Below are 25,160 nucleotides of genomic sequence, written 5' to 3'. Positions count from 1 at the left end.
TCGACCGTTCGCGGCGCACGGGCTCCGCGGGCTGCGGGTGGCTGCGGCACGACTGGACGGGAAGGGCCATCCACTTCTCGCGGATCCTGATTGCGCGGTGCGCGACTCTCGGCCGCTTCTCCGCATCCCAACGGGTCCTTCCCGCCACCACCAGCACACCACAGGGCTCGGCCGGTCCGCCAGGGCTCTTCGGCCCCGATCCCGCGCGCTGCGCGAGACGCCGAGCCGTGTCCACCGCCGGCCCGGCCCGCCGGGCGCGCCTCGCCCCGCGGCACTCCGGACCGGACGCGAGGGTGAAATCAGTGCGACCGTGGAATCACCTCCCTGTGCGGGCCCGCCCCGCGAACGGCGTCGCGGCAGCCCCATGAAAGGCGGTGGGGACGATGACACTCCCTCTGGTCGTGGGCGTCGACGGATCACAGGCGTGTCTGCTCGCGGTCGACTGGGCCGTCGACGAGGCCATGCGCCACGGTGTCTCCCTGCGGCTCGTCTACGCCTCTCGCTGGGAGCGTTACGAACGGGCCCTGCCGGCAGCCGATGACGAGCCTCCCTCCGAGCTGGTCCTGGAGGAGCACATCGTGGCATCCGCGGCCGAGCGTGCCCAGCGGCGCAATCCTGACGTCAAGGTCATCACCGACATCCTCCCGGACGACGCCGCGGTGGCCCTCGTGCACGAGAGCAACGACGCGTTCGCGCTGGTGACGGGATCGCGCGGGCGGGGGCGGCTCACGGAACTGCTGCTCGGCTCGGTGAGCCTGGCCGTCGCGGCCCGGGCGCGCTGCCCTGTCGTGGTGGTCCGAGGCGACCAGGCCGGCCTGACCGGCGCACACGGACGCATCCTGCTCGGCCTCGGTGACGCCGACACCGGTACCGAGGCCCTGAGGTTCGCCTTCCGCGAGGCCGGCGCCCGGCGCTGCGTCCTGGACGTCGTACGTGCCTGGCGCCACTCCGCCCACGACCCGGGCGACGACCGGACACCGGGCGAACCCGCGGCCGAGGCGCGGGCCGCCACGCTGCTCGACGCGTCACTGAACAGCCTCAGCGCCGAGTATCCGCGCGTCGACGCCCGCCGCTCGGCGCTCGAGGGCCCCGCGAGCAAGGTCCTGCTGCACCGGTCGGCCGCCGCCGATCTCGTGGTCGTCGGCGCGCACCACAGGACGGGCCACTTCGGGCTGCAGCTCGGCCGGGTGGGGCACACGCTGCTGCACCACGCTCAGTGCCCGGTCGCGATCGTGCCGGAACGACCCCAGGTGCCCGCGACCTGAGACGCGGGGCGGGTCCCGGGAGCGGTCGGCGGCCGGAGCGGCCACGAGGTTCCGGACGCCCCCCGGCCGGCACTGCCCTGGCGAGATGACGGCACCGCGTGCAGCGTGGAGGTGAAGGGGGCCGAACGGCGGGGCGGGGATCCGTAGGAGAGGTGGGACGCATGGACAAGGATGGCTCCGAACCCCGGGTGGTCGTCGGCGTGGACGGCTCGGCGGCCTCGTACGCGGCCCTGCGCTGGGCGGTGCGGTACGCGGGTCTCGTCGGCGGCATCGTGGACGCGGTCGCGGTGTGGGAACTGCCGGGGCTGTACGGCTGGTCGGCTCCCGCCGTGGACATGGACATCGACCAGGACGAAACCCGGCAGCGGATGCGGAAGGAACTGACCGACGTGCTCGGCGAGGACGCGGCCGGCTCGGTCCGGACCCATCTGGTGCACGGCAACGCCACCGACGTTCTGCTGCGGGCCGCGGAGGGAGCCGAGGCCCTGGTGGTCGGCAGCCGAGGGAGGGGCGGGTTCGCCCGCGCCCTGCTCGGCTCGGTCAGCCAGCACGTGTCGCAACACGCGAGCTGTCCCGTGGTCATCGTGCGCGCCGAGAAGGACTGAGCGGCGGCCCGCTGCCGGGGAGGGGGCCGGCCGGTCGCCGGATGTCCGCGGCGGAGGCCGGCCTCAGTGGTCGGAGCGTTCCCGCGGCGACAGCGGCTCCAGCTGGGACGCGAGCACCGCCGCCTGTACCCGGCGCTGGACGCCGAGCTTGGCCAGCATCCGCGAGATGTGGTTCTTGACGGTCTTCTCCGACAGGTACAGCCTCCCGCCGATCTCACGGTTGGTCAGACCGTCCCCGATCAGGGCGAGGATGTCCCGTTCGCGCGGCGACAGGCCCGCCAGCTCGGGCGGCACCGACGGCGTCTGCGCCGGGTCGGACCGCAGGGAGCGCATGAGGCGGGCCGTGGTCGCGGGGTCGAGCATCGACTGCCCGGAGGCGACGGTACGGACCGCGGAGACCAGGTCCGAGCCCTTGATCTGCTTCAGCACATAGCCGGAGGCTCCGGCCATGATGGCGTCCAGCAGAGCGTCCTCGTCGTCGAACGAGGTCAGCATCAGACACGCCAGCTCCGGCATCCGGCTGCGCAGCTCCCGGCAGACCGAGATGCCGTCGCCGTCGGGGAGGCGGACGTCCAGGACGGCGACGTGCGGGCGCAGCGCGGGGCAGCGGACGACGGCGTGCTCGGCGGTGTCCGCGTCGCCGACCACGGAGATGTCCGGCTCGGCGTCGAGCAGGTCGGCCAGGCCACGCCGCACGACCTCGTGGTCGTCCAGCAGGAACACCCGGATCGGGTTCTGCTCCGTGAAGCTGCGTGTCTCGGCCATGACGCCCTCTCGTTCCCCGGCGACGGACAGGCTCTGGGCTGCCCACGCTGCTGATCATCCGCCCAGGGGTGCCGTACGGACTAGGGCCGTCCGGCCCCACTCGCTCCATGATCGTCGGACTCGGGGCCGGACCGCACGTCCACCGCCGGCCCGGCGGCCCGCGCCGGGCCCCTGACCGCCCTCAGCCCGTGGGGTGCCGCCAGTGCGGCTCCACCAGGTCCCATTCCCTGGCCCAGCGGCCCATGCGCCGCCGGTCGAGGCACAGCCGCACGAGTGCCGTCGCGCCGTACGCCGGGACGATGACGGCCAGGGCGGCCGCCGCGCCGAAGAGACCCGCCTCGACCGAGCCCTCCGTGGTGCCCGCCGGTTTCGTGGGGGCGAGCCGGCCGTGGTCGTCCTGCCACACCACCACCCGGGCGCCGGTCCGCAGACCGCCGTCGACCGGTGCGCTGCCGGTACGGGAGGTGCCGTCCGGAGCCGTCCAGCGCACCGCCGCCCGGACCAGGCCGTCCGCCGGCCAGGCCGCCGCGGTGCCCTCCGGCGCGTCGGCGACCAGCACGGCGCGGACGGCGTGCCGGTGGGCGCGCTGCTGCGCGAACACCCCCTCGGCGGCACGCGCCGTCAGGACCCCCGCCACGGCGCCGCCGACCACGGCCAGCACCCAGACGGCGAGGACGAGCCAGGCCTCCACCACGTCCTCGCGGCGCCGCAGCGGACTGCTCCGCCACCGCCACAGCCGCTTCCTCACGTCCATCCGGCGGCACCTCCTCGGCGTGGTGACACCCTCGACGCTGCCTTCCCGCCCATCGGCCCCGACAGGGGCCGATGGGCCCCGCCGGGGGCTGTCCGGGTCCGTCCTCAGGCCCACGAGGGGCCGTTGCGGACCTGCAGTGGCCCAGGCGGACGCGTGCACACCTCGAAGACGTCCAGCAGTCCCGTGACCCGCAGCAGCCGCCGGAAGCCCGCGCTGTCGGCCACCAGCCGCAGCCGCCCCTGCCGGGCCAGGGTCCGGTTGCGCGCGCGGCACAGGATCCCCAGTCCGGCGCAGTCGATGAACGTGACCGGCCGCAGGTCCAGCACCAGATCGGGACGCGGTCGCGCGGTGAGCGCGTCGAGCCGTTCCGTCAGCGCGGGCACCGACAACAGATCGATCTCGCCGTGCAGGCACACGAGGGTCGCTCCGCCGCGCCCACCGCAGGCCGCCACGACCACGTCGTCCTCGGTGTGGCGCTCTGACACGCAGGCCGTGTGGTTCTCGGGCATGGGGGAGAGCAAACCGGGGGTGCCGGACCTGGCGAAAGGGCCGTCCGGCCCCCTTCCGCCGGCCCGTCCGGGCCCTCGGACGGGCCGCGGGGGGCGCGGCCTCGACGGGCGCCGTCCGGCCGCGCGCCGGGGCCGGACGGCCCAAGCGGCCCCGCTCGCCCACGGGTGAAGCTGGACGTGCGGGAAGGCCGCCCGGCTCCGCTCCGGAGCCACGGTTCCCGCGGCGGACCGACCGAAGCGGGTGAGGAGCACGATGAAAGGCTTCGTCTTCCACGGTCCGGGAAAGGCGTCCTGGCAGGACGTCCCGGACCCCGCCGTCAAGGAACCCACCGACGCCGTCGTCGAGGTCGGTGCCGTCACCATCTGCGGGACCGACCTGCACATCCTCAAGGGCGACGTGCCCGAGGTCCACCCCGGCACGGTGCTCGGGCACGAGGCGGTCGGCGAGATCGTGGAGGTGGGCGGCGACGTACGCACCGTGCGGCCCGGGGACCGGGTGCTGATCTCCTGCATCACCTCCTGCGGCCGGTGCCGGTTCTGCCGGGAGGGGGTCTACGGCCAGTGCCGCGGCGGCGGAGGCTGGATCCTCGGCCATCTGATCGACGGCACCCAGGCCGAGTACGTCCGCGTCCCCTGCGCCGACCTGTCCGTGCACCCGCTGACCCACGTGGTGCGCAGCGAGGACGCCGTGCTGCTCGCGGACATCTTCCCGACCGCCTACGAGGTGGGCGTCCTCAACGGGCACGTACGTCCCGGGGACACCGTCGCCGTCGTGGGTGCCGGTCCCATCGGTCTCGCGGCGGTCGTCACCGCGCGGCTGTTCTCGCCCGAGCGGATCATCGCCGTCGACCTGGCCCCCGCCCGGCTGGAGGCCGCCCGCCGGCTCGGGGCCGACGCGGTGGCCGACGTGCGCGAGGCCCCCGGCCAACTGGTCGCCGACCTGACCGACGGGCTCGGCGCGGACGTGGTCATCGAGGCGGTCGGCGTCCCGGAGAGTTTCGAGCTGTGCACCCGGATCGTCCGGCCCGGCGGCCATGTCGCCAACATCGGCGTCCACGGCGGGCCGGCCACGCTGCACCTCGAAGACCTGTGGAGCAAGAACGTGACCATCACGACCGGTCTGGTGGACACCTCCTCCACACCCACCCTGCTCCGGATGGCCGCCGCCGGACGGCTGCCGACCGGGCAACTGGTCACCCACCGCTTCTCGCTGGGGCGGATGGAGGAGGCGTACGAGGTCTTCTCCAAGGCGGCCGAGACGGGCGCGCTCAAGGTGGTGCTCGGCGTGGAACAGCACGCGGAAGTGGCCCCACGGCCTCCACGAGAAGAGACGCGACGACCATGACCGAACAGACGACGACGAACCCGGCGACGGAGACGCCCCTCGGCGACCTGGGCCGCCGCCTGGCCGCCCGGCGGGCCCGACTGGGGCTGACACGCAGGCAGACGGCCGCACGTGTCGGCATCGCCGACGGCTATCTGCGCTACCTGGAGGAACATCCCGGCGCCGCCCCCCGCACCGGTGTGCTCATCAGGCTGGCCGAGGTCCTGGAGACCACGGTGGCCGAGCTGACCGGCGGTGCCGTCGACCTGCCGCCGGCACTCGGACGTACCGCACGCGAACGCCACCTCACCGAGATGGCACCCGGTGAGTGCCAGGCGCTGCTGGGTGCGCACGGCTTGGGCCGCGTGGTGGTGCCCACGGCCACCGGGCCGGTGATCGTGCCCGTCGACTACAGCATCATCGACGCCGCGATCGTGTTCCGGACCGCCCTCGGTGCGACACCGTCACTCGCCTCCGGCCGCCAGGTGGCGTTCGAGATCGACCGCATCGACGACGCGTTCAGCCGGGGCTGGAGCATCCTGATCCGGGGATTCGCCAGGACGGTGACGGACCCGCGGGAGCGGCAATGGCTCACCGAGCAGGCGTACAGCGCCCCTTGGGCGGGTGGGACGCGGGACGTGTGGGTGCGGGTCGACCCGCACCGGGTGACGGGTCACCGGGTCGGGATCCGACGCACCACCTGACGAAGGTGCCGGTGACCTCCGACGGCCCGGTGGCCCCCGACGGCGGCGGGGCCGGTGACGTTCCACCGGTCCCGCACCGCGTGCCCTTGCGGTGCCGGCCCCGCCTTCGACCGCGACCGCGCTCCCACTGCGCTCAGTTGCGGTGCGGCGTCCGCCCCGACGTCTCGTCCGGCCCGGTGAGCAGCACACCCGTGACCAGCTCGGGACGGATGCGGACGGCGTGGTCCACGCCCTGCTGCGGCACCCAGGGCTCCAACAGCCGCCGGATGCGCGCCAGTTCGACGGGGTCGGTGACCAGCCGGGCGTAGCCGGTCACCACCACGCTCCAGCCGAGGTGCGTCTCGGGATCGATGGCGTCGGCCTCGTAGGCGACGACCACGCCGAAGCCGTCGGCCTGGCGGGCGTGCGAGGTCAGCGCCGCGCCCTCGTGCGTACGGATCACGATGTCACCGCCGTCGAGGATGTGGTTGACCGGGCGGACGGTGGGCAGCGCCCGCCGGGTGAAGACGACCCTGCCCAGGGACACGGTGCCCAGCAGGCGCAGCGCCTCGGCCCGGTCGAGGTCGACGCGGCGGTGCGGTGGAACGTACTGACGGATCATGGCCGGCTTCTTCGCGCGTGCATGGCTCCTGGCTCCTCGGACGCAGCGCGGTGCGCGCCATGGCGCCGCGCGGGCGGAGCGGCACCACGGGGGAGGACCGGTGCCGCTCCTGGCTCCACTCTCGGCCACCGCCACGTACTTCCCCAGTGCCGTTCGGCCCTCCGCCCGAGGGCCGGTCGTCCCTGCCGCGCCCGCCGTCCGCCACCCCTGTGCGGCGGGCCCGCCGCCGACCCGGCGTACGGGCCGCGGCACCGGACGGATACGGTGGAGCCGACCCGGCGTGCACAGTCCGCACGTCCACGGGACCTGGAGGGATGTGGGTGACAAGCCCCGAGGAGCCCCGCGTACGACTGCCGCAGCTGAAGCTCGACGAACTGCTGGAGGAGTTGCAGGCCCGCATCGACGCGGCCCGGAGCACCCAGGGGCGCGTGCACAGTCTGCTGGAGGCGGTCCTCGCCGTCGGCCGGGAACTGGACCTGGAGCAGGCGCTGCACTGCATCGTGGAGGCGGCGGCGGTGCTCGTGGACGCCGAGTACGCGGCGCTCGGGGTCATCGGACCGGACGGCAGACGGCTGTCCGCCTTCCACACCGTCGGCGTGACCGAGCAGCAGATCGCCGCGATCGGCCCCTACCCGGAGGGGCATGGCATCCTCGGCGAGCTGATCCGGCACCCCGAGCCGCTCCGGCTCGCGAAGATCTCCGGGCACCCGGCCTCGTACGGTTTCCCGCCGGGCCACCCGCCGATGAACAGCTTCCTCGGTGTTCCGATCCGCGTGCGCGACCAGGTCTTCGGCAACCTGTATCTGACGGAGAAGCGCGGCGGGCTGGAGTTCGACGAGGAGGACGAGTCGGTGCTCTCCACGCTGGCCGTGGCCGCCGGCGTCGCCATCGACAACGCCCGCCTGTACGAGGACTCCCGGCTGCGTGAGCGCTGGCTGCTGGCGAACGCGGAGATCGGCCACGGCCTGATGTCCGGCAGCGACCGTGCCGAGTCCCTGGGCCTGATCGCCGAGCGCGCGCGGGACATCTCGGGCTCGGCCCTGGCGGCGGTCGCCATGCCCATGGAGGACACCGATTCGCTCACCGTGGAGATCGCAGTCGGAGTGGACGCCGACGCACACCGCGGACTGGTGCTGCCCGTGCACGAAAGCCTGATGGGGCTGGCGTACTCCGCGACCGCCCCGATCACCAGCGAGGACGTCGTCAACGACCCGCGGATCTCCCAGGAGCCACCGCGCTTCGCCGGACTCGGCCCCGCCGCGGCCGTCCCCATCGGCACGGGCGCGGGCGGTGTCCGGGGAGTGGTCCTGGTGGCCCGGGAAGCCGACCGGCCGGTCTTCCTGCAGAGGGAGACCGAGATGCTGCAGGGCTTCGCCGCCCAGGCCGCGATCGCGATGGAACTGGCCGAGCGCCGACAGGACGCCCAGCAGATCGCGGTGCTGGAGGACCGCGACCGCATCGCGCGGGACCTGCACGACCTGGCCATCCAGCGGCTGTTCGCCACCGGCATGACCCTGCAGAGCGCGGGCCGCTTCATCGAGCATCCGGAGGCCGCCGAGCGGGTGTTACGGGCCGTGGACGACCTCGACGAGACCATCAAGATCATCAGGTCGACGATCTTCGGGCTGCGCGCGCGGCAGGGCTCCGCCGGAAGCGGACTGCGCGCCAGGCTCGTCCGCGCGGTCGGCGAGGCCGCCCCCGTACTGGGATTCGCGCCCAGCGTCCGCATGGAGGGCCTGGTCGACACCGACGTGCCGGCCGATATCGGAGACCACGTCATGGCCGTGCTCTCCGAGGCCCTCACCAACGTCGCCCGGCACGCCCGCGCCCGCCGCGCCCAGGTCGTGCTGACGACCGACGGCCGTGAGGTGTCGCTGGGGGTCTCCGACGACGGCGTGGGCATCCCGTCCGGTGGCCGCCGCAGCGGACTGCGCAACATGGCCGAGCGGGCCGAGCAGCTCGGCGGACGGCTGGAGGTCACCGTCACCGAAGGCGGCGGCGCCACCCTGGAATGGCGGGTCCCGCTGCCCGCCCGCCGAGGGTGAGGTGCGCTCCCGGCCTGGACTCGCCCCGCCCGCCTCACCACGGGCCACCTGGACCCGGCCCGGGGTCCTCGGGCCCCGCCCCACGGACACCCCTTCCCGCGGACTCCCGCACCGGCCGTGGCGGCGGACGCACGCGGGCCCACGCCGCGCCGCGAACGCGCCGGCCGACCCTCCCGGCAGCGGGCGCCCCCCCCGTGCGACGCCCGCTGCACCGGTGGCCCCCACGGCCGCGCCTGGCGCGTCGCGGGTGGTGCGGCCGGGCGATTGCCAGGATGGGCACGGTGCCTCGCCGCACCGACTTCGCGGCAGGCCGAGCGTACGGAGGAGGACCTGGTGATCGACTGGCTGCGCCGCACGCCACTGGACCCGCACGGCGGCCGTCTGGGCGCCGCCGAGGAGCATCCCGGCTTCGCCGACGCCGCCTACCGGCGCCGCCGGGACCGCCTCGCGGCCGCCGCCGAGCACCACCCGGTCGGCTCCACGTCCCCACACGTGGAGTACACCGAGGACGAGCACGCCACCTGGCGCACCGTCCACGCGGCGCTCGTCGAGGCGCAACGGGAGCGGGCCTGCCGGGAGGTGCTGCGGGCCCGGGAGAACGCCCCCGTCCCGGCGGACCGGGTCCCCCAGCACGAGGAGGTCTCCGACCATCTCGAGGAACTGACCGGCTTCCGGTTCACGCTGGCGGGCGGCATCGTGCCGAACAAGCGGTTCCTGGGCGCCATGGCCGACGGCTACTTCCACGCGGTGCAGTACGTCCGCCATCCGGCGATGCCGTTGTACACCCCGGAACCGGACGTCCTGCACGATGTGTTCGGCCACGGCACCCACCTGTGCGACCCGTGGTTCGCCGACCTGTACCGCACCGTCGGCCGTGCCGCCGCCCGCGTGGAGTCGCGCGACGCCCTGGATCTGATCAGCCGTCTGTACTGGTTCACCCTGGAGTACGGCGTGGCCTGGGAGGACGGCAGCCCCAAGGCGTACGGGGCCGCGCTGCTGTCCTCGTACGGCGAACTCGGCCACTTCCCCCGCGCGGACATCCGGCCCCTCGACATCCCCGACATGCTGCGCCTGCCCTACGAGGTCGCCGGCTACCAGCCGGTCCTGTACGCCGTCGACCCGCTGCCCCGCCTCGCGGACTTCCTCCACGGCTTCCTCGACGACTTCGACGAGGACACCCGCGCCCGGCTGCGTCTGCCCGCACTGCCCGAACGCGGCTTCATGGCCCGTCCCGAGCCGGGCGCGGTACTCGACCGGCGCGGATGACGGACCGGCCCGCTCCAGGCGAAGCGGATCCTCGCCTCGTCACCCGGCTCGCGCGAAGTCCGGTACGGGCCCGGGGCGCCCCTAGCCCGCCGGCGGGCGGGACCCCGGTGGGGGAGTCGGGTCCGGGGCTGGCGTCCGGGCGAGTCCGGTGAGCAGGTCGCGCAGCCAGCTGTGCGCGGGGTCCTCGGCCGTGGCGGTGTGCCAGAGCGCGGTGACGGTGTACTCGGGCATCGGCAGCGGCGGTTCGGTCGCCGTCAGACCCAGGCGCTCCGCGTAGCGGGCCGCCGCGTGGGCGGGGAGGGTGGCGAGGGCGGGCACGGCGGTGAGATGGAAGGCGGCACCGGCGAAGTGCGTGGTGGAGGCGATCACCCGCCGGGTCAGACCCCGCGCCTCCAGCAGGTCGTCGACGATTCCTCGGCGACCGTCGAACGAGATCAGCAGGTGCGGGTGGGCGAGGTAGTCGTCCAGGCTCAGCGGGGTGGGCAGCGGCAGGAGACGGGGGTCGAACAGGCAGGTGTACCCGGACGTGAACAGCGGGCGGCTGCGGTGGGCGTCGCCGTGCGCGGGCGCCACGGCCACACCGAGGTCGATCTCGCCGCGGTCGAGCATCTCCGCCACGGTGTTGCGGTTGGCCTGCCGTACCGCGATCCGGATGCCCGGCAGGTCCGCCGTCGCGGCCAGGAGGCGGGGGAGCAGCGCGGCCTCCAGGTCGTCGGACATGCCGAGGGTGAAGGCGCGCGGCGCGGTGGCCGGGTCGAAGCGGTCCCGGGCGGTGACCGCGCCGTGCAGGAGACCGAGGGCCGGCTCGATGCGGCGGGCGAGTTCCACCGCGCGTGCGGTGGGTTGCACGCCGGTGCGGGTCCGGGTGAACAACTCGTCGGCGAAGAGCCTCCGCAACCGGCCGAGTGCGGCGCTGGCCGCGCCCTGGCTCATGTGCAGCGCCCCCGCGGCCCGGGTGACGCTGCGCTCGCGCATCAGCGCGGCGAACACGACCAGGAGATTCAGGTCGGCCTGCCGGAATTCGGTTTCATAGATGTCGATCATCGTAAGCATTAGTTTGATGGATGAGCCGGGCGGTTCCTAGTCTCGGCGGTATGACGACTCTGACCGCGGCCGTCGTCCAGGCCGCCGCCCCGCTGTTCGACACCCCCACCGCGCTGACCCGGGCCCAGGACCTGATCCGCGAGGCCGTCCTCGGCCGGCGCGCCGAGGTCGTCGTCCTGCCCGAGGCGTTCCTCGGCGGTTACCCCAAGGGCCTGGACTTCGGCATCACGGTCGGCAGCCGCACGCCGGCCGGCCGCGACCTGTTCCGGCGCTACCACGCCGCCGCCATCGACGTCCCCGGCCCCGAGGTCGCCGCCCTGGCCGGCCTCACCCGGGAACTGGGCTGTCACGCCGTGGTCGGCGCGGTCGAACGGCAGGGCGGCACCCTGTACTGCTCGGCGCTCTTCTTCGGCCCGGACGGCTACCTCGGCCTGCACCGCAAGCTGATGCCGACCGCCGCCGAACGGTATCTGTGGGGCCAGGGCGACGGCTCCACCCTCCCCGTGGTCGACACCGGCACGGCCCGTCTGGGCGCCGGCATCTGCTGGGAGAACTACATGCCGTTGTTCCGTACCGCGATGTACGCCAAGGGCGTCGACCTGTGGTGCGCGCCGACCGTGGACGACCGCGACACCTGGCAGGCCACCCTGCGGCACATCGCCCTGGAGGGCCGCTGTTTCGTCCTCGGCGCCGGCCAGTACCTGCGCCGTGACGCCCTGCCCGCCGACCTCCACCCCGTGCAGGGAGAGGCGCCCGACACCGTGCTGATCGGCGGCGGCTCCGTCATCGTCTCCCCGCTGGGCGAGGTCCTCGCCGGACCGCTCCGCGACGGCGAGGGCATCCTCACCGCCGAACTCGACCTGGACGACCTGGCGCGCGCCCGCTTCGACTTCGACCCGACCGGTCATTACGCCCGTCCCGACGTCTTCACCCTCCGCGTCGACGAGTCCGCCCGCACCTCCGTCGCCCGGACCCGCGGCCGGGCGGGGGAGGAGCGCTGAGACCCCCCATGGACCGATCGGCGGGGCCGCCGTGCGACGGGAGTCCCGGACCTCGGTCATGGAGCCTCCTCCGTCAGAGCTCCATGACGTCGAAGAGGGCCGACACGTCCGGTTCCGCGGTGCGGTCCAGGTTCTGCTCGGCCCAGATGACCTTTCCCCGTGCCGCGTACCGCGTGCCCCAGATGTCGGCGAACTGGGAGACCAGGAACAGGCCGCGGCCTCCCTCGTCGGTGCTGGCCGCGCGCCGCAGCCGGGGCGAGGTGTTGCTGCCGTCCGACACCTCGCAGACCAGGGTGCGGCCCAGCAGCAGCCGGACGCGCACGGGCGGAGCGCCGTAGCGGATCGCGTTGGTGAGGAGTTCGCTGAGGATCAGTTCCGTGGCGAACGAGACGCCCTCCAGCTGCCAGTCGGCCAGCCGGCGGCCCACTTCGGCGCGCACCTGGGACACCGCCGCCACGTCGAACGGGACCTCCCAGGTCGCGACGGACGCGGGGCCGAGCGTACGGGTGCGGGCGACGAGCAGCACCACGTCGTCCTTGGGGCGCCCGGGCAGCATCGCCGCCACGAGGGCGCGGCAGGTCTCGTCCGGTGTCCGGTCGGTGTGGGCGATGGTCGAGGCGAGCAGCTCCAGCCCCTCGTCGATGTCCCGTCCGCGGTTCTCGACCAGGCCGTCGGTGAACAGGACGAGGCGGCTGCCCTCGGCCAGCTCCAGCTCGCCGGACTCGAAAGGATGCCCCCCCACGCCCAGCGGAGGCGACAGCGGAAGGTCGGGAAACGTGACCCTGCCCTGGGGATCCACCACGGCGGGCGCCAGGTGTCCGGCGCGGGAGAGGGAGCAGCGCCCGCAGACCGGGTCGTAGATGGCGTAGAGGCAGGTGGCGCCGGTGAGCGGGACACGGTCGTCGTCGGCGGTCGCGGTCTGCGAGTCCAGCCGGGTCACCATCTCGTCCAGATGCCCGAGCAGCTCGTCCGGGGTCAGGTCGAGCGAGGAGAAGTTCAGTACGGCCGTGCGCAGCCGTCCCATGGTGACCGCTGCCTGGAGCCCGTGCCCCACGACGTCACCGACGACGAGGGCCACCCGGAAGCCGGGCAGGGGGATGACGTCGAACCAGTCGCCGCCCACCCCGGACTGCGCCGGCAGGTAGCGGGAGGCGATCTGCAGCACGTCCTGCTCCGGCAGGCCCAGCGGCAGCAGGTTGCGCTGCAGGGTCACGGCCATCGCGTGCTCGCGGGAGTACCGGCGGGCGTTGTCGATCGCCACGGCGGCCCGGGCCACCAGTTCCTCGGCGACGGCGACGTCCTCCTCCTCGAACCGCGGGGTGTCGGCGCCACGCCAGAAGTTGACCATGCCGAGGACCACTCCGCGGGCGCGCAGCGGCACCGTGATCAGCGAGTGGATGCCGTAGTCCAGCGCCAGCCGGGCCCCCACCGGGTCCTGCGCCCGCCAGTCCTGGGCGGTGCGCAGGTCCGGTTCCAGGACGGCCGTGCCCCGGCGCAGTGCCACCGCCATAGGGGAGTCGGGCATCACGAACCGGATGAGGTCGCCCACCGGCTGCAGGGGAGGCCGGGCCCGGGCGGCGCACAGCGCGGTCCGGCGCATCTCGTGCACCGCCCCCGTGGGCTCCTCGCCGCGCAGGACCGAGTCGAGAAGCTCCACGGTGACGAAGTCGGCCATGCGGGGGACCGCCACCTCGGACAGTTCCTCGGCCGTGCGCCGCACGTCCAGCGTGGTGCCGATCCGCATGCCCGCCTCGTACAGGAACGACAGCCGGCCCCGCGCCAGCTCGGCCTGCCCGGACAGGGCCCTCAGCTCCGTGGTGTCACGGAAGGTGGCGACCAGCCCCTGGGCGCCGCCGTACGGGGCCGTGGGGCGGACGTTCACCGCCAGCAGCCGCTCCCCGACCGGGATGACCTCGTCGGAGGCGGCCTCGCCCGCCTCCAGCAACCCCGTCAGATCCGGGCCCAGCCCCAGCTCCGTGACGAGCCGCTGGTCGGCGTTCCCGGGCAGGTCCAGCAGTCGGCGGGCCTCGTCGTTGGCGAGCAGGACACGCCCGTCGCCGCCCACGATCAGCACCCCTTCGCGCACCGCGTGCAGCACGGCGTCGTGGTGTTCGTACATCCGGGTCATCTCGACCGGGCCGAGTCCGTGGGTCTGCCGGAGCAGTCGGCGGCTGACCAGGGCCGCGCCGCCGGTCGCCAGGACGAGCGCACCCGCCGCCGCGCCGAGCAGCAGGGGGATCTGCCGGTTCAGGACGTGGCCCACGTTCGCGTACTGGATACCGGCGGTGACCATGCCGACCACGCGTCTGCTCGCGTCCAGCACGGGTACGACCGCGCGCACCGCGTCGGTCGGCCGGCCGTGGTACGTCTCGGTGAACGTCTCGCCCGCGGCGGCCCGGCCGACACCCTGGGCCTTCGTGCCGATCAGCGCGGGGTCGGAGTCGGTGAGCCGGACCCCGTGGGCGTCCAGCACGCTGATGAAATCGAGACCCGAGCCCTTCCTGGCCTGCTCCGCCGCCGACTGGAGCCGGGCCGTGGGATCCGGCGAACGCAGCGCGAGGGCCGTTCCGGGCGCGTGTGCGAACGCCTGCGCCGCGGCCAGCGAGCGGTCCTCGGCGCTCTCCTGGGCGTCGTACCGCCCCTGCAGCACCAGGGCGCCGGCCCCGACCGCGACCAGCAACAGCATGATCAGGGCTTGCAGCAGAAAGACCTGCGCGGCGAGCGTGCCGGCGCTCAGGGACGACGAGAGACGGCGTCCGCGTGACGGCCACGGCCGTCGGCTACGGGACGGATCGGATGACCACCCTGTGCCGGGCGGCGGCGCCGCTCTCGCCCGTGGGCGGCGGGAACGTCCGCGCATCTCCCCTTTCTAGCACCGCCGCTCCGTGCTCGGCGACCGGGACGCCCAGCCGACGCGGCGACGGCGACCCGCCGGGGCCACACGACACGGCCACCCACCTCGGCTCCGCCCCCGGCACCGCCGTGCTCACCGCCCTGCCGGCCGGCCGCGCCCCCACCACCGTGCAGCTCGGCGTGCGCCTCGTCGAGCCGGTGCTCGCCACCACCCCGGCACTGCGCCGCGAGGGCCGGGCCGGCCACCTCGGCCACACCACGGCGACCGCGCAGGCCCGGATCGGCGGGGCGGCCGGGGGCGGGTACGACGGCTCGCCCCCGGCCGTCATGTCACCGGCCCCGCGCCACGAAACGCTCCGCTACGGCCAGGGCTGCCGCCATGATGCTCAGCTGAGGGTTCACCTCCGGACAGCTCGGCAGCACCGAACCGTCGGTGATCAGCACGCCGTCCACCCCGCGCAACCGCCCCTCCGGGTCCGCCGGTGACCGTTCGGGGTCGGCGCCGGCCGCCGCCGTGCCCGTGGGGTGGAACGCGGAGACATGGAGGTGCCGCGCGCTCACCGTGTCGAGCAGTGTCTCCAGCTCGGCGGGGGTGCGGGCGCGCGGGGCGTGCGGAACGCCCGTCAGCACCTCCTCGGCGCCGGCGGCGAACAGCAGACGCCCCATGGCGCGCTGGGCCCGGAGCAGCCGGCCCGCGTCGCGCGGCGCGAGGTCGTAGCGGGGCAGCGGGCGGACGCGCCCGAGGACGCGGCCCGAGGGGCGGTCGGCGATCATGGCGCCGAGAGTCGCCAGCCGTTCCGTCTCCTCCAGTTCGCGTCGCAGCGCGCGGCCGACACCGGGCAGGACGAACGAACTCATCCCCGCGGGCGCCGCGGTGGCCTCGATGAGGATGCCGTCGGCGCGCAACTCCTCCACCCCGACGCTCTGCAGGACGTTCCGCCGGCCGGTGACCGGGTGGCCGAAGCGGCCCGCGACGCTGAGCGCGGGGTGCACGCTGAGGTTGCGGCCGAGCCGCGGGTGGCCGCCGAGGCCGGAGCGGCGCAGCAGCGGCGGGGTGTGCAGTGTCCCGGCGGCGACCACGACCAGGGGGCTGAGGATCTCCAGTGCGCTGCCGTCCGGGCGGCGGACCAGCACCCCGGCGGCCCGGGGGCCGCCCGGCCCGTCCCGGTCGGTGAGGATCCGCCGCACCCACGCGCCGGTCACGATCCGGGCGCCGGCCGCGCACGCGTCGGGGAGCACGGACAGCTGGACGCTCTGCTTGGCGCCGGCGGGACAGCCGACGACACACTGGCAGGAGCCCCGGCAGCCGGGGGCGTTGCGCCGCAGGGGCGCGGCGGCCCATCCCAGTTCCCTGGCCCCGGCCAGCGCGAGCAGCCCGTTGCCGCCGAGGACGTCCAGCGGCTGGGGTGCCACCTGAAGAGCGCGTTCGACGTCGTCGAGGCGGGTGCCGAAGCCCTCGGCGGCCGCGAACCCGTGCCGGTTCAGCCAGCGGGCGACGACATGGTCCGGTGTGCGGTAGCAGGTACCGGAGTTGACCACGGTGGTGCCGCCGACGGCCCGGCCCACGGGCAGGAGCAGCGGGGGGTTCCCCACGGCGATGGTCGCGCCGCCGTCCCGGTACAGGTCGGCGAAGCGGTCGAGCGGAGCCCGCCGCCCGAACGACGCGGTCGAGTGGTGCTCGCCCTCTTCGAGGACCACCACGCGCATGCCGGCGGCGGCGAGCGTCCGGGCGGCCGTCGCACCCCCGGCGCCCGATCCCACGACGACCGCGTCGGCGGTGGACCGCGTGGGCCAGTCCCGGGAGGGCGTGCAGTCGAGCGGCGGGTCGTCGGGGGCGGACACCGAAGGCGCGGGGCCGTGGTGCAGCATCCGTTCGGTGCCGGCGGCCAGCAGGAGCGGCATCTTGACCGCGTCCAGGAGCGGCAGCAGGGTCCGGCGCGCGGCGAGCGACGCCAGCACGCGCTCCCGCTCCGGCGCGCCGAGCGCGGACAGCCGCCGGCCCGTGCGGGCGACGGCGTAGGCGTCGATCGCCGCGGCGGCGCCCCGTACCGCGACGCGTGCCGGGGCCGGCATGACGTCGAGCAGGGCCGTGACGCGCCGGGGCACGGCACCGGTCCAGGGGGCCGTCCCGTCGTCGGCGAGGACGGCGGCCACCAGGCCCGTCAGCGCGCGGGGAGCCGTGTTCACCGGTCGCCCACCTCCGCGTGCGCGGTGCCCGCCAGCCGCCACGCGGCCTCCGGCCGCCAGCGGCCCCGCCAGCGCTCCAGGCACACCTCCGCGTCCGCCCGCTCGCTGTTGCGGCACACCGCGGCGGAACCGTCCGGGTCGGTGTAGTCGAGGGCGAGCGTCCCGTCCGGCGGCAGGGTCACGGTGACCCGGACACGGCGCAGGCCCGCACGGCCCTCCACCCGCCACCGCGGAAGGCCGATGTCCGCGCGGAACCGCCCGACGCCCGCCCAGCCCACGGCCGGCCGCTCCGCCCGCCGGGGCCAGCCGCGGCCGTTCCGGTACAGGCGCAGGAACACCAGGGGCGGCAGCCGGTCGAGCCCGCGCCGCATCGACACCGCGGCGACGACCTCCAGCACGTCACCGCCTCCCAGGTCGGCGTGGAGCCAGGCCCAGCGGCGGGCATTGCCGTGGCCGTAGATCCGGGCGCTCGCGCCGGGCGCGTCCGTGAGCCGCAGCTCGCCGGTGCCGTGGCGGACGGTTCCGCCGTAGCGGGCGCTGGCCGCGGGCAGCATGTGCGAGGCAGGCAGCCAGGGATGCCGCCAGGACCAGCGCGGAAAGGTGTGCAGCGGCGGGCCCTGGGGCTCCTCGGTGAGGTCCCAGGCGAACGGACCGGCCGACCCGCTGAGGCGGCCGGGAGCGACACTGACGCCGTCGGCGGAGAAGCCCCGTGGGTCGCCCGTCCAGGGGGTGGGGCCGAAGCGGGCGTGCTCGGCCGGGCCGTCCTCGGGGAACACGGCGATCCAGCCGTGGGCGTAGGCGGGCGCACCGTCACGCGGTGCGACGACCTCGTGATGCAGCCAGACGCCGCTGCCGGTCGCCGGATCCGTCAGGGTGGTGTACCAGACCTCGGTCCGCCCCGCGGTCCCGTCCCAGCGCGGCGCGAGACTCCGCTCGACCTCGGCCGCCCGGGGGAACCGGAAGCCGGCGAGGAAGGGCAGCAGGCCGGTGGCGAGGGGGAAGCGCAGAACGCCCTCGCCGACGGGTTCACCGTCCTCGTAGAGGGTGTACGGCAGTACGGTCGTCGAGGACACGGGACGTCGGAGCGACACCGACTTCCAGCCGTCCAGGAGCAGCCGCCGACCCTCCAGCCGGAAGCCCAGCCGGTAGCGGATCCTGCGGCGTGCCAGCGGCGAGATCTCCAACTCGCCCTCGGCTGCCGGGTCGTCGGCCCGGCCCGCGATCCGGACCCGTCCCGTCAGCCGCGCCCGGGTCGTGCGACGGGGCAGCAGCAGGCTGTCGGCACGGGCGAGGAGGTCCAGCCGCACCGGGCGGTCGCTCTCGTCGCCGGCCAGCCGGACCCGGCCCAGCATCGTCTCCCGGAACATCGTGCCGCGTGGGGTCACCGGGCATCCTCCGGGCGTCCGCCGGAGCGTGCGAGCCCTTCGAGCATGATGCGTTCCGTCGTCGACAGATAGTGTCCCGCGGCGGTGCGGGCGGCTGCCGGGTCACCGGCCGCCACGGCCTCGACGACGGGTGCCAGCCGGTCGTGCGCCGCCCGCGCGTCCGCGAACGGCCCCACCAGCGCGGCCCGGACCGGCAGGTACGCGTTGAACAAGGTGTTGGTCAGCAGGACGTAGACGCGGTTGCCGGTGGCCCGGGCCAGGGCCCGGTGCACCTCGGCGTCCGCCAGCTGCGCGGGGTCGCCGCCGTCCGCGGCCCCCACGGCCGCCAGCAGCCGGCGCAGTTCGGTGACCTGTCGCGCCGTGGCGCGATCCGCGGCACGTTCGGCGATCAACGCGCCGACGCTGCGGCGTACTTCGAAGATCTCCCCGATCCAGTCGGGGCTGTGACGCACCAGCATGGGCAGCAGATCGGTCCCGCCCAGACGCAGGAAGTCCCGTACCCGCGTCCCCACGCCGTGGCGCGTCTCCAGCAGTCCGGACTGCACCAGCCGGCCGAACGCGTGCTTGAGCGTGGTGCGGGTGACCCCGAATCCGTCGGCGAGTTCGCGCTCGGGGGGCAGATAGCTCCCGGCCGGGTGACGCCCGGCGAGGATGTCCTCGCGGAGCTTCCTCTCCAGTACGTCGACGATCGTCTCGCGTGGCAGTGCTTCCACCCGGGCCTCCAACGACACAGTGGTTCAGTGGCTGAGCCACTCAACCAATAGCGGGTCGGGGAGTCAATGGCCATGACGGAACATGCCGTTGAGTGGAGCAATCCCGGCGTGCCGCGGTCCGGCACACCAGGCTGGACGTCTTGTCGAGTTCCTGTGACAGGAGTCCGTGTGCGAAGACCACGTATGCCGAAGTCCGGACATACCGGTCGAGAGTCGGAGGACGGTGCCGGCCCGCGGACGCACTTGGCGGCCCCTCCGGCGTGGATGCGGTGGCTGCCGGTCCTGTACGTCGTGGTCCTTCTGCTCCTGGAGCCCGTGACGCCCGTGCAGTGGCCGGTGAGCTTCGTGCTGATCGCCCTGCCGCTGGTGACGGCCTTCGCCCACGGGCCCGCCGTCGTCGCCGGTGCCGCAGCCTTCGCCATCCTCCTGGAAGGAGTCCTGGCCGGCACCCCGTGCTGCGCCGGCCGGGAGGTCGGCTATCTGTGGGACCGCCACTACGTGGCCGCCTACATCTGCACCGCTCTGGTGGGCGTCCTCGGCACGATCCTGGCCGCGCACCGCACCCACCGTGAACGCACGCTGGCCGACGTGCGCTTCGTGGCCGACATCGCACAGCGAGTGCTGCTCAGGCCGGTGCCCCACCGGATCGGCGGTCTGCACCTGGAGAGCCTCTATCTGTCAGCCGCCGCGGAGGCGCGCATCGGCGGCGATCTCTACGAGGCCGTCCCCACCCGGTACGGCGTCCGTCTGCTCATCGGCGACGTCCGCGGCAAGGGGCTGCTGGCGGTGGAGACCGCCGCGGCCCTGCTCGGCGCGTTCCGCGAGGCGGCTCACGACGAGGCCGCTCTTCCCGCCCTGGTCGACCGGGTGGAGACGAGCATGAGCCGCAGGGCGACACTGCTGGGCGGAAGCGAGGTGGGCGAACGGTTCGTCACCGCCGTCTTCGTCGAGATCCCCACCCACGCCCCGCGGATCCACGTCGTCAACTGCGGCCATCCGCCCCCGATCCGCATCCGCTGCGGCGAGGTGGGCGAACTGGACCGGGGACGCTCGGCCCCGCCGCTCAACCTGGGCATGCTCCTCGGCGAGCCGTACCACGTCGACGACTACTCGTTCCACCCCGGCGACCAGCTCCTGCTGTACACGGACGGCATCACGGAGACGCGCGACGCGGCCGGCTCCTTCTACCCCCTGCTCCAGCGCCTGCGTTCCTGGCCCACCCTGCCGCCGCGGGGGCTCCTGGAACGGCTCCACCACGACCTGCTGGACTACAGCGGCAACCGTCTGGAGGACGACATCGCCGCGCTCGCCGTCTGCCTCTCCGCCGACTACCGACCCGTACCGCCTCCGTCACCGGCCGGCTGAGCGCGGTGCACGGAGCACGGCCGCCTTCCTGGTGTCAGAAGGCCGTGTGCGCGAACCAGCGGTCGAGGACCGTGACGTCTCCCGAGACGTCGAACACGGGCTCCCGGTACGACCGGCGCCCGTAGAGCAGGAGCAGGAGATCCGCGGCCGGCCCCTGCACCACCGCGGTGGGGGCCGCGGACTCCGCGTCGCCGCCGCCGCGCGGCAGCAGCCGGAAGCCGTCCGGGTCGAGCCGCACCCGCCACTCCTCGCCGCCCGCGCCACCGGCATCCGCGCACCGGAACGCTAGGGTCTCGCCGTCACCGCGCAGCTTCGTCACCTCGGGAGCGAAGAGTCCCGCGTGGGGCAGGTTGACGAGGAACTCGTCCACGCCGTCCGCCGCCAGCACGGGGTCGACGTCCGGCTCGCGGCCCACGGCGCGTTCCGCGTCCACCCGGTGCACCAGCGTCTCGAAGAGCATCCGGCGGGCCCAGAACCGCGCGTGCTGGTCCACCCCCCAGGCCCACATCGCCGCGTGCGGGTCGGTGTCCCGCAGCACGGCCGACACCTCGGGCACCCCGGCGGCCACCCAGTCGGCATAGTCCCGCGCGCGGTCGGGCAGCCCCAGTTCCACGTCGCGGCTGCGCGGAGGTTCCTGCACGCGCCGGGTCAGCAGCACGCAGAACCAGCGCTGCACCGCCCCCACGTGCCGCGTCAGGTCGGCCAGCGTCCAGTCGGGGCAGGAGGGTACGGGCCTCGCGGGGTCGGCGCCCGCGACCACGTCGGCGAAGACGCGGGTCTCCCGTGCGATGGCCTCGCGGTAGGTGTCGTACGGCAGAGGGTGCCCCGCCCCGCTCGTCGTCGCCATGTGTGCCGCCGTTCTGTCCTCGACCCGGATTCCCGTCGTGGTCAGTGTGGACGCTGGAGCGCACTCGAAGGCAAATCGGCGCACGTCGGCGATGGCGCGCCGTACGGCAGCCGCCCGGTGCCGGGTCCGCGGCTCAGTGGCGGATCCGGCACCCGGGCGGCTGCCGGCCGTGGTCAGGACTGGGGGACCAGCTGGAAGCTCTGGGTGCCGGAGCCGTCGCACGGCCGCTGGGTGAGCCGGACGCTGTCGGTGGCGGAGGCGGACGCGGTCAGGCACTTCCCGCTGTGCCGGGCGGTGAAGCGGTACCGGCCGGTGGCCTCCTTCACCGGCTGCCACTGCTGGTTGGCGCCTCCGGCGTAGGACCACAGTTGCAGGGGCGCGTCGTCCGCTGGGGAGCGGTCGACGACATCGATGACCTGCTGGGGGTTGTTCCGGGCGGTGATGCGCAGGTAGCCGCTGTCGGTGGACCGGAACTGGAACTGCTGGGCCGTGGTGGCGTTGCAGGTGTACTGCTGGACGACCGTCCCGTCGGCCGTGCCGGCCGCGCGGGTGTCGACGCAGGTCCCGTTGCCCTGGTTGCGCACGGTGTACCAGGAGGTCTCGGAGATGCCGTCCGCGGGCGGCTGGGTGGACGTCGCCCCGCCCAGCCACTTGAGCCCGTCCAGGAGGAACCGGTTCTGCGTCGCGCTGGCGAACGTGGACGACAGTGTCGTGCCGGTGTCGTAGTTCATCGCGTTGTGGCCGAAGTTCGCGTACAGCATCCGGTACTTGGTGTTCGTCCACAGGATCGGGTAGTAGCCGCTGTACCAGGTCTGGCCGGGGTCGGTGCCGAGCGGGAAGGCGGCGGCGTCGACGGAGGCCAGGATCTTGATGTCGGGGTTCTGGCGCAGGTCGTTGGACCAGCTGTACCACTCGCTGACCGACGAGGTGAACGTCGCGGGCAGGTTCTTCGTGGCGGGATGCGTGCGGTCCTCCACCCGCAGGACCGCCGTGGTCGGCCCCCAGGTGTTGGAGCGGAAGTTGCCGCTGCCCAGGAACTGGTCGTGGTACCACGGCCAGCTCCGCGCGTCCGTGGTGAAGGCGGACACGTGGAAGCCCAGCCACGCGCCGCCGTTGCGCATGTACCGCTCGAAGCCGGTTCGCTGGGCGGCGGTCTGCGGCAGGTCGTCGAGGAAGAGGACGACCTGGTAGTCGTCGACGCCGCCGTTCGCGAGGAGGTCCCAGTCGTGGCTGGCGGTGTAGGTGAAGCCGTTCGCGGCCGCCTGCTGGGGGAACCAGCTGTTGGCCTCGTGGACGAAGCTGATGTGGGCGGCGTCCCAGGTGCCGTTGTAGAGCGCCAGCACGCGGAACGGCTGCGCGGCTGCCGCCGCCTGGGCGGGCGGCTGGGCCGTCAGGCCGAACAGTGCCGCGAGCAGAAAAGCCAGCCATGTGGGCACGCGCACTGCACCGGGTCTCACCTGTCGCATCCGATCTTCCCTTCGGGTGGGCCGCGAGGCGAAGTGGTTCATGTATGTGACCGCTGGGCGTATGCGTGGAAGGTGCTGGCCCGTGAAACTAAAGGTATGGACCAGGGCCGTCAAGAGGTGACGTCAAGAAAGTCCTTTCGGGCCAAACGAGTTGAGCACTTGGAGGCAGGAACCGCCGCGGCGCGGTCAACGCTCCGGCAGGGGCCGGCCGTCCCGGGACGGCAGCGGCTACGGAGACTGGAGACTCAGCCCACCGGCTCGACGGCACCCTCCGCGGGCAGGGTGCGCATGCCGCGCAGCGGTGACAGGAAGGCGGGCAGGACGCTCAGCGTCATGCCGGCCGTACCGATCCACAACGTGGCCGTCGCCCCGAACGCGGCGCCCGAGGCTCCGCCCAGGAGTCCACCCAGCGGAATGCCGCCCCAGGACACGAACCGGGCCGTCGCGCTCGTCCGGCCCAGCAGCCGGTCGGGGGTGAGGGCCTGCTGGAAGCTGGACTGGGCCACGACGCGGACGACCCCGCCGAGGGAGAGACCCGCGAGTCCGAGCGCCGCCACGCACACGCTCCAGCCAGGCCGGGCGAGCGGCATCAGAGCGGTCGGCGGACAGGTGACCAGCGGCGCGAGCCAGACGACCGGGCCCTGCCCGATCCGCCGGGAGACGGCGGTGGCCGACAACGCACCCAGCAGCGCGCCGCACCCCATTCCCGACAGCACGAGTCCGATACCGAACGACCCGAGTCCCGTTTCCCGCGCCAGGAAGACCAGCAGCATGGTCTGGTACATGACCAGGAAGAGATTGAACGTCGCGTCCCCCAGCATGATGGCCCGCAGGGCGGGCTGCCGGAGGACGAACCCCAGCCCTTCCCTGATCTCCCGGCCCAGCCGAGGGCGCCCGCTCGGCTCCGGCCGCTGTTCGCGTCGGCGGATGGTGAACGCCAGCAGCCCCGACATCGCCATCCCGGCCGAACTCGCCAGCAGCGTCGCCGGGGCCCCGACCAGACCGACCAGCGGCCCTGCCACCGCCGGCCCGCCGATGCCGGTCACCGAGCGGACGGCCGCCAGTTTCGCGTTTCCCTCCACAAGCTTGCCGCGCCCCACCAGGTGCGGGAGATAGCTGACGTAGGCGACATCGAAGAAGACGGTCAGCACCCCGTGGACCAGGGCGACCGTGTAGAGCCACCGGATGCCGAGAACCCCCGCCCACCACGCCACCGGTATCGTCAGCAGGACCAGCGCGCGCACGAGATCGGTGCTGATCAGCACCGACCGCTTCCGCACCCGGTCCACCCACGCGCCCGCCGGCAGTCCCACCAGCAGCGAGCCCGCCGTGGTCGCCGCGGTCAGCGCCCCGACCTGGAACTCGTCGGCACGCAGGGCGGTGACGGCCACCAGAGGCAACGCCAGGAAGATGATGCGATCGCCCAGTTGGCCGAGGGCGGTGGCGGCAGACAGACGGCAGAAATCCGGATCCCGTAAGAGCCCGGACCGAGGGGGATGCGGCATGCGAGTCTCCTGCTGTCGGAAGTGAGGTGTCGTGACCGTGCGCCGCATCGGCTACGGCCGGTCGACTCCGAACTCGTAGACCACTTCGCGGCGCGCGTCCGGGATGACGATGTCGGCGGTTTCCACCGGCCGTCCGTCCGTGTCGTGGATGGTCCGCTCGATGCGCAGCACGAGGTCCCCGACACCGATCCCCAGCAGATGCGCCTGCGCCCGGGTGGCACGAGCGGGACGCGGCACCTCGACCACGGTGTCGACGACCACGCCGATGGAACGCATCCGCTCGACCACCCCCTTGCCCGCCAGGGGGCCCGTTTCGGGCAGGACGACCGGCGTGCCGGCCGTGAGGGCCATCGGTTCCCAGGACTCGGAGAGCTGGACGGGCTGCCCGTCGGCGAGGAACTCGTACCGCGTGCGGACGCACGGGTCGCCGGAGCCGATGGCAAGCCGCTCGGCGATCGCCGCGGGGGCGGGGACCCGTGCCCGACTGTCCGCGTCCCAGGCGTCGGCCCTGCCCCGTTCCCCCAGGCCGAAGCGGGCGCGAGAGCCGGCCCGGCGCTCGCGGTGCCGGGAACGGACCAACCGCAGGCGCTCACGGGGCGGACGGACGTAGGTGCCGGAGCCGGCGCGTCCTTCGAGGAGACCGTCGACGATCAGACGGTCCATGGCCCGCTGCACGACATTGCGCCCCACCCCGTACTCCTCGGCGAACCGCAGCCGGGACGGCAGGCGCTCCCCGATCGCCCACTCTCCCGCGAGGAGCCGGGCGCGCAGCGCCTCGGCCACTGCGAGATACGGTGCCTCTCGGGGCATGCGGTCGACCTCTCTGTGCTCCACTGCGCGCACCCGGTGGTCCCGGGCGGAGTTGGAAAGCTACTGCACCGGGAGAAAGCTGCTGCAGTAGAAGTACGCCGGGCGTTCGCCCCCCTGCGGCCCGGCATGCTTCACCGGAACCGGAG

At 73.9% G+C, this 25,160-nt stretch carries 21 protein-coding genes; 8 read left to right on the top strand and 13 right to left on the bottom strand.

Features of this window, described 5'->3' with window-relative positions; translation table 11 throughout:
• The first annotated feature begins 374 nt into the window (after positions 1-374).
• Positions 375-1,265 (top strand): universal stress protein, encoded by an 891-nt coding sequence (locus ACZ7KF_RS30780; RefSeq protein WP_471082152.1) that lies wholly within the window; start codon positions 375-377, stop codon positions 1,263-1,265.
• 161 nt (positions 1,266-1,426) lie between these two features.
• A complete protein-coding gene (locus tag ACZ7KF_RS30775) occupies positions 1,427-1,870 on the top strand; it encodes a universal stress protein (protein WP_471082149.1) in 444 nt (147 codons plus the stop codon).
• Between the two features lie 63 nt (positions 1,871-1,933).
• Here the strand turns inward: ACZ7KF_RS30775 and ACZ7KF_RS30770 are convergent, their stop codons facing one another.
• From ACZ7KF_RS30770 to ACZ7KF_RS30760, 3 genes are all read right to left on the bottom strand, one after another.
• Positions 1,934-2,635: a response regulator gene (locus tag ACZ7KF_RS30770; protein ID WP_471082146.1), complete on the bottom strand. Its 702-nt coding sequence runs from the start codon at positions 2,633-2,635 to the stop codon at positions 1,934-1,936.
• 181 nt (positions 2,636-2,816) lie between these two features.
• Complete coding sequence (locus ACZ7KF_RS30765) at positions 2,817-3,389, bottom strand: Rv1733c family protein (RefSeq protein ID WP_471082143.1); 573 nt, start codon at positions 3,387-3,389, stop codon at positions 2,817-2,819.
• A 104-nt stretch (positions 3,390-3,493) separates the two neighbouring features.
• Positions 3,494-3,898 (bottom strand): STAS domain-containing protein, encoded by a 405-nt coding sequence (locus ACZ7KF_RS30760; RefSeq protein WP_471082140.1) that lies wholly within the window; start codon positions 3,896-3,898, stop codon positions 3,494-3,496.
• A gap of 253 nt (positions 3,899-4,151) precedes the next feature.
• Between ACZ7KF_RS30760 and ACZ7KF_RS30755 the strand changes: the two genes are divergently transcribed.
• Positions 4,152-5,243 carry a zinc-dependent alcohol dehydrogenase family protein gene (locus ACZ7KF_RS30755; protein ID WP_471082137.1) on the top strand — a complete coding sequence of 364 codons (1,092 nt, stop codon included), beginning with the start codon at positions 4,152-4,154 and terminating at the stop codon, positions 5,241-5,243.
• Positions 5,240-5,926, top strand: coding sequence for a pyridoxamine 5'-phosphate oxidase family protein (locus ACZ7KF_RS30750; RefSeq protein WP_471082134.1), 687 nt, complete (start codon positions 5,240-5,242; stop codon positions 5,924-5,926). The genes ACZ7KF_RS30755 and ACZ7KF_RS30750 overlap by 4 nt, the downstream gene beginning before the upstream one ends.
• Before the next feature lie 133 nt (positions 5,927-6,059).
• On the opposite strand, the gene ACZ7KF_RS30745 is transcribed toward ACZ7KF_RS30750, so the two are convergent.
• Positions 6,060-6,527 (bottom strand): pyridoxamine 5'-phosphate oxidase family protein, encoded by a 468-nt coding sequence (locus ACZ7KF_RS30745; RefSeq protein ID WP_471082131.1) that lies wholly within the window; start codon positions 6,525-6,527, stop codon positions 6,060-6,062.
• 314 nt (positions 6,528-6,841) lie between these two features.
• On the opposite strand from ACZ7KF_RS30745, the gene ACZ7KF_RS30740 reads away from it, so the two are divergent.
• Positions 6,842-8,572 carry a sensor histidine kinase gene (locus ACZ7KF_RS30740; RefSeq protein WP_471082128.1) on the top strand — a complete coding sequence of 577 codons (1,731 nt, stop codon included), beginning with the start codon at positions 6,842-6,844 and terminating at the stop codon, positions 8,570-8,572.
• 333 nt (positions 8,573-8,905) lie between these two features.
• Positions 8,906-9,838: a phenylalanine 4-monooxygenase gene (locus tag ACZ7KF_RS30735; protein ID WP_471082125.1), complete on the top strand. Its 933-nt coding sequence runs from the start codon at positions 8,906-8,908 to the stop codon at positions 9,836-9,838.
• 81 nt (positions 9,839-9,919) lie between these two features.
• Here the strand turns inward: ACZ7KF_RS30735 and ACZ7KF_RS30730 are convergent, their stop codons facing one another.
• On the bottom strand, positions 9,920-10,882 hold the full coding sequence (locus ACZ7KF_RS30730) for a LysR family transcriptional regulator (RefSeq protein ID WP_471082123.1): 963 nt from the start codon (positions 10,880-10,882) through the stop codon (positions 9,920-9,922).
• Between the two features lie 50 nt (positions 10,883-10,932).
• Here ACZ7KF_RS30730 and ACZ7KF_RS30725 point away from each other — a divergent pair, with 50 nt between their 5' ends.
• On the top strand, positions 10,933-11,883 hold the full coding sequence (locus ACZ7KF_RS30725) for a nitrilase-related carbon-nitrogen hydrolase (RefSeq protein WP_471082120.1): 951 nt from the start codon (positions 10,933-10,935) through the stop codon (positions 11,881-11,883).
• 73 nt (positions 11,884-11,956) lie between these two features.
• On the opposite strand, the gene ACZ7KF_RS30720 is transcribed toward ACZ7KF_RS30725, so the two are convergent.
• The 4 genes from ACZ7KF_RS30720 to ACZ7KF_RS30705 all read right to left on the bottom strand — a co-directional run bounded on the left by ACZ7KF_RS30720 (position 11,957) and on the right by ACZ7KF_RS30705 (position 19,021).
• A complete protein-coding gene (locus ACZ7KF_RS30720; RefSeq protein ID WP_471082117.1) occupies positions 11,957-14,569 on the bottom strand; it encodes a SpoIIE family protein phosphatase in 2,613 nt (870 codons plus the stop codon).
• A gap of 497 nt (positions 14,570-15,066) precedes the next feature.
• On the bottom strand, positions 15,067-16,923 hold the full coding sequence (locus tag ACZ7KF_RS30715) for a GMC family oxidoreductase (protein WP_471082114.1): 1,857 nt from the start codon (positions 16,921-16,923) through the stop codon (positions 15,067-15,069).
• Positions 16,920-18,308 (bottom strand): hypothetical protein, encoded by a 1,389-nt coding sequence (locus ACZ7KF_RS30710; RefSeq protein ID WP_471082111.1) that lies wholly within the window; start codon positions 18,306-18,308, stop codon positions 16,920-16,922. The genes ACZ7KF_RS30715 and ACZ7KF_RS30710 overlap by 4 nt, the downstream gene beginning before the upstream one ends.
• Positions 18,305-19,021: a FadR/GntR family transcriptional regulator gene (locus tag ACZ7KF_RS30705; protein WP_471082108.1), complete on the bottom strand. Its 717-nt coding sequence runs from the start codon at positions 19,019-19,021 to the stop codon at positions 18,305-18,307. The genes ACZ7KF_RS30710 and ACZ7KF_RS30705 overlap by 4 nt, the downstream gene beginning before the upstream one ends.
• Before the next feature lie 264 nt (positions 19,022-19,285).
• Between ACZ7KF_RS30705 and ACZ7KF_RS30700 the strand changes: the two genes are divergently transcribed.
• Complete coding sequence (locus tag ACZ7KF_RS30700) at positions 19,286-20,386, top strand: PP2C family protein-serine/threonine phosphatase (protein WP_471082105.1); 1,101 nt, start codon at positions 19,286-19,288, stop codon at positions 20,384-20,386.
• 34 nt (positions 20,387-20,420) lie between these two features.
• Here the strand turns inward: ACZ7KF_RS30700 and ACZ7KF_RS30695 are convergent, their stop codons facing one another.
• From ACZ7KF_RS30695 to ACZ7KF_RS30680, 4 genes are all read right to left on the bottom strand, one after another.
• Entirely contained in the window at positions 20,421-21,233 is an 813-nt protein-coding gene (locus tag ACZ7KF_RS30695; protein WP_471082102.1) for a maleylpyruvate isomerase family mycothiol-dependent enzyme, read from the bottom strand.
• Between the two features lie 173 nt (positions 21,234-21,406).
• The gene (locus ACZ7KF_RS30690; RefSeq protein ID WP_471082099.1) at positions 21,407-22,699 is read right to left on the bottom strand and encodes a ThuA domain-containing protein; all 1,293 of its coding nucleotides are present in this window, start codon (positions 22,697-22,699) and stop codon (positions 21,407-21,409) included.
• Between the two features lie 245 nt (positions 22,700-22,944).
• The gene (locus ACZ7KF_RS30685) at positions 22,945-24,204 is read right to left on the bottom strand and encodes an MFS transporter (protein WP_471082096.1); all 1,260 of its coding nucleotides are present in this window, start codon (positions 24,202-24,204) and stop codon (positions 22,945-22,947) included.
• Positions 24,205-24,255: 51 nt separating this feature from the next.
• Positions 24,256-25,014, bottom strand: coding sequence for a GntR family transcriptional regulator (locus ACZ7KF_RS30680; RefSeq protein WP_471082093.1), 759 nt, complete (start codon positions 25,012-25,014; stop codon positions 24,256-24,258).
• Positions 25,015-25,160 lie beyond the last annotated feature (146 nt).

It is taken from the genome of Streptomyces sp. NPDC038200 (genome assembly GCF_055600785.1).
The sequence above is the reverse complement of the archived record's forward strand: the minus strand, read 5'-3'. Positions and strand labels throughout refer to the sequence as shown.

Excerpts from the sequence above, each read along its gene's own strand:
- ACZ7KF_RS30680 (WP_471082093.1), bottom strand. The coding sequence starts at position 25,014 with ATGCCCCGAGAGGCACCGTATCTCGCAGTGGCCGAGGCGCTGCGCGCC.
- ACZ7KF_RS30750 (WP_471082134.1), top strand. The coding sequence starts at position 5,240 with ATGACCGAACAGACGACGACGAACCCGGCGACGGAGACGCCCCTCGGC.
- ACZ7KF_RS30685 (WP_471082096.1), bottom strand. The coding sequence starts at position 24,204 with ATGCCGCATCCCCCTCGGTCCGGGCTCTTACGGGATCCGGATTTCTGC.
- ACZ7KF_RS30775 (WP_471082149.1), top strand. The coding sequence starts at position 1,427 with ATGGACAAGGATGGCTCCGAACCCCGGGTGGTCGTCGGCGTGGACGGC.
- ACZ7KF_RS30755 (WP_471082137.1), top strand. The coding sequence starts at position 4,152 with ATGAAAGGCTTCGTCTTCCACGGTCCGGGAAAGGCGTCCTGGCAGGAC.
- ACZ7KF_RS30745 (WP_471082131.1), bottom strand. The coding sequence starts at position 6,527 with ATGATCCGTCAGTACGTTCCACCGCACCGCCGCGTCGACCTCGACCGG.
- ACZ7KF_RS30700 (WP_471082105.1), top strand. The coding sequence starts at position 19,286 with ATGCGGTGGCTGCCGGTCCTGTACGTCGTGGTCCTTCTGCTCCTGGAG.
- ACZ7KF_RS30760 (WP_471082140.1), bottom strand. The coding sequence starts at position 3,898 with ATGCCCGAGAACCACACGGCCTGCGTGTCAGAGCGCCACACCGAGGAC.
- ACZ7KF_RS30690 (WP_471082099.1), bottom strand. The coding sequence starts at position 22,699 with ATGCGACAGGTGAGACCCGGTGCAGTGCGCGTGCCCACATGGCTGGCT.
- ACZ7KF_RS30720 (WP_471082117.1), bottom strand. The coding sequence starts at position 14,569 with ATGCTGTTGCTGGTCGCGGTCGGGGCCGGCGCCCTGGTGCTGCAGGGG.
- ACZ7KF_RS30695 (WP_471082102.1), bottom strand. The coding sequence starts at position 21,233 with ATGGCGACGACGAGCGGGGCGGGGCACCCTCTGCCGTACGACACCTAC.
- ACZ7KF_RS30730 (WP_471082123.1), bottom strand. The coding sequence starts at position 10,882 with ATGATCGACATCTATGAAACCGAATTCCGGCAGGCCGACCTGAATCTC.
- ACZ7KF_RS30740 (WP_471082128.1), top strand. The coding sequence starts at position 6,842 with ATGTGGGTGACAAGCCCCGAGGAGCCCCGCGTACGACTGCCGCAGCTG.
- ACZ7KF_RS30725 (WP_471082120.1), top strand. The coding sequence starts at position 10,933 with ATGACGACTCTGACCGCGGCCGTCGTCCAGGCCGCCGCCCCGCTGTTC.
- ACZ7KF_RS30770 (WP_471082146.1), bottom strand. The coding sequence starts at position 2,635 with ATGGCCGAGACACGCAGCTTCACGGAGCAGAACCCGATCCGGGTGTTC.
- ACZ7KF_RS30765 (WP_471082143.1), bottom strand. The coding sequence starts at position 3,389 with ATGGACGTGAGGAAGCGGCTGTGGCGGTGGCGGAGCAGTCCGCTGCGG.